The sequence below is a fragment of the Bartonella sp. AA9NXGY genome (assembly GCF_042196845.1).
Lineage (GTDB): Bacteria > Pseudomonadota > Alphaproteobacteria > Rhizobiales > Rhizobiaceae > Bartonella.
The window spans coordinates 1-2,839 of the sequence record NZ_JBHIRB010000050.1; the positions used below are offsets into that span (position 1 = coordinate 1).

Annotated in this window: 3 protein-coding genes, 1 tRNA gene and 1 pseudogene; 4 read left to right on the forward strand and 1 reads right to left on the reverse strand. The window is 34.4% G+C overall.

Features of this window, described 5'->3' with window-relative positions:
* Nucleotides 1-100 precede the first annotated feature (100 nt).
* Together ACFIM6_RS09515 and ACFIM6_RS09520 are read left to right on the forward strand one after the other, a co-directional pair.
* Nucleotides 101-386: pseudogene (locus ACFIM6_RS09515) on the forward strand (tyrosine-type recombinase/integrase); the annotation flags it as partial.
* A gap of 942 nt (nt 387-1,328) precedes the next feature.
* Nucleotides 1,329-1,418: transfer RNA gene (locus ACFIM6_RS09520), tRNA-Ser, on the forward strand.
* Between the two features lie 101 nt (nt 1,419-1,519).
* On the opposite strand, the gene ACFIM6_RS09525 is transcribed toward ACFIM6_RS09520, so the two are convergent.
* Nucleotides 1,520-1,888, reverse strand: coding sequence for a helix-turn-helix domain-containing protein (locus ACFIM6_RS09525; RefSeq protein ID WP_273787997.1), 369 nt, complete (start codon nt 1,886-1,888; stop codon nt 1,520-1,522).
* 190 nt (nt 1,889-2,078) lie between these two features.
* Between ACFIM6_RS09525 and ACFIM6_RS09530 the strand changes: the two genes are divergently transcribed.
* Nucleotides 2,079-2,354: a type II toxin-antitoxin system RelB/DinJ family antitoxin gene (locus ACFIM6_RS09530; RefSeq protein ID WP_375612632.1), complete on the forward strand. Its 276-nt coding sequence runs from the start codon at nt 2,079-2,081 to the stop codon at nt 2,352-2,354.
* A 13-nt stretch (nt 2,355-2,367) separates the two neighbouring features.
* Nucleotides 2,368-2,649, forward strand: coding sequence for a type II toxin-antitoxin system YafQ family toxin (locus tag ACFIM6_RS09535; RefSeq protein WP_273787998.1), 282 nt, complete (start codon nt 2,368-2,370; stop codon nt 2,647-2,649).
* The last annotated feature ends 190 nt before the right edge of the window (nt 2,650-2,839 follow it).

Sequence of the window (2,839 nt, forward strand, 5' to 3'; positions counted from 1 at the left end):
TTGCATGGCTGCTTAAACAATACTTTAACAGCTCTAATTGGCATAGCTACACTAAAGCTACAAAAAAACAAAAAGAACTCAATCCTTATGAAGGTATGTGATTGGAGAAGAAACATTCATTTGTGGTAAGAAGGTAAAAACTAGTTAAAGAAAGTTTTGGCAACCTTTTTCGTGAGGCTTGTAACGTAGCGGGAATCGAAAAATCAGCACATGGCTTAAGAAAATTAGCAGCAACACGCGCAGTTAATTCTGGTGCAACAGTATCACAATTCAAAGCAATTTTTGGCTGGACAAATGATGCTATGGCATCTCTTTACACAAAGAGCGCAGACCGTAAAAAACTCGCTCTTGAAGCCATAAAAAAGCTTCAAAAAGATGAGGGATAGAGGCAAAAAAACTCAATAGAATCAGGAATAACCTATTCTCTCATATTAGACATAAATATTTTATTTTACACATACTTGTGATGAATCGGCTTTTAAAACTTTGTCTTTTAAAGTTTACGCTTTCTGACTCTGCATAATTTAGCGTTTTTAAGTTCTATTCTTGAAAAACTATGTAATACCTTCACAAACTATCTATTGATCTAAGGGTATTGCTCAATAATTTTTTCTTCCATTCAAATTAACTTTTTGCTTATCCCACAGAAAAAGCATTACAAATATACCTAATTTCCAGCCATATCTAGAAGAGATTTTAAACTATCGATGCAAATCTTACATAAAATTTTATTCAAATAGTGCAAATCAGCCATTCCCTCCAAGGTACTCTTTAGACGCACTAAATATCTGAATATTTTTATTTAAAAACTTAAAATCTTTTAAAGAGTTTTCTTATTGAATTGTACTTAATTTAAACTCAATAAAAACTTTCCTTGAATATATATGTCATTTTTACAAATTTATCTCTCATAAACTGTCAGAGTAATAACATTTTCTTTTCGCCAATATGAATGATCTAAATAAAATAAATATCTGGAAAGGTAAAATAATCCAAAAATACACGACCGGAATTTAATATAATTTATCAAACATTTTCAACTAAACATTTCTTATTATTACGAAAACGATTGTTAGAACTTAAAAAAAATATTGCTTTGTAGAAAATTTTTAAACAGGAAAAAAATGATAAATATCATAATTACCTTTCATTTTTTCAGAAAAAACTATCATGTTTAAAAATGAAACTCTTAGATAACACACTCAAAGAATTAACTTATGAAGAATTATTTTAATTGAAACTTAAATAGTTTTACAAAGAACGCTTTAAAATGCGTATTAAAATGATTGACCTTTTACAAGAAATTTGTCAAAAAGCATATCTAGTGTGGAGGGGTGGCCGAGCGGTTTAAGGCACCGGTCTTGAAAACCGGCGTGCAGGAGACTGTACCGTGGGTTCGAATCCCACCCCCTCCGCCACAGCACTTTTATGGTGCTATAACTTATTGATTTCATGTGTGTTTTTTCAAGGTGCGGGATTCGTAAATAAAGGTTCGGGAATAGGATTCTCGAACATGCTTCTACGAAGCGCATGCTTGTTTGCTAACTTTCTCTAATAATTTTTTAAATTCTGCTAAATCCTGTTGTGAAAGATTATGTAAATTTCTAACAAACATGCCAACAATTTCACGACTCAACGGATTAGAAGGCTTTATAGTGAAGCTTTTACGACAAGCATCCGATTCTCTTCTCAAAATTTCTGCTACCTCTTGATCTAAAGTATAGAGTTCAATTATCTTTTCCTCTAATCCTACAGGAACAGATCTTTTGCCAATTTCTACAGATGATAAAAATGCTACAGATATATCTAATTTTTTAGCCATATCTAAAAGGCGTTCTGAATGATCAATGCGAAGTTTGCGTAAGGTTTTACCAAATGGTGTTGGCATCTAAAAAATCCTATTAAAAAAGAAGCTCTCTCGTGATTCTAGCAGAAATTCTCAGGTTTTGGTTAGCTCCTTTTAAAAATTGACTTCCTACCCTCCTTAATACACAAGGTTGTATAGCATGACGGATAAATCTCTTGACATAGGTTTGAAATGTAGTACATTGTAGTACAATTAAGTAGGAGGTTTAGTAATGGGAAAAATTCAAGCCCGCATACCTGATGAAGTTCAAGAAATTGCAAGTGCAGTTATTAAGTCTACGGGTTTAACTATATCGGATGCAGTGCGCATGTTTATGACCCGCATTGCTAGAGATAGAGCATTACCACTTGATCTATTCCAACCAAATCCGGAAACATTACAAGCTATCGAGGATGCCGAAATGGGACGCGTCGAACGTACATCATTAGACGGCTTAAGGACCATGATACGCTCAGATAGAACCGAAGCACGTAAATCTGAAAAGTAAACCTAAGCTTGCTATGCGGGAAATTGTCTATACGCGTTCATTCCGCCGTGACCTTAAACGTGAAAGCAAAGGTAAATATGCTAATGCACTAGAGGAGGATTTGCTGCTTGTGGTCAAAGCGTTAGCGGAGAATGAACCGCTAAAGGCGCATTGGAGAGATCATGCACTAACAGGTCAGTGGCGCAATTGTCGTGATTGTCACATAAAGCCGGATTTAGTTTTGATCTATCGAAAGCCAGATGCCAAAACACTAGAGCTTTTACGACTTGGTTCCCATTCTGAACTGCGTTTATAATTGGATCTCCAATTCATAGTAATAAAGAATTTTACGAAATTTTTTCTTTTATGACAGTTGTTCAGTTCTTTGAAAACCACTGCTTTAAATGTGCAATGACATTATCTAGCGCGTCCATGAGGCGTGCAAAATCGAGGATAAGCAAAAAAAGAAAAAATGCTATCCACTTCATCAAGCGAGACATCATTTT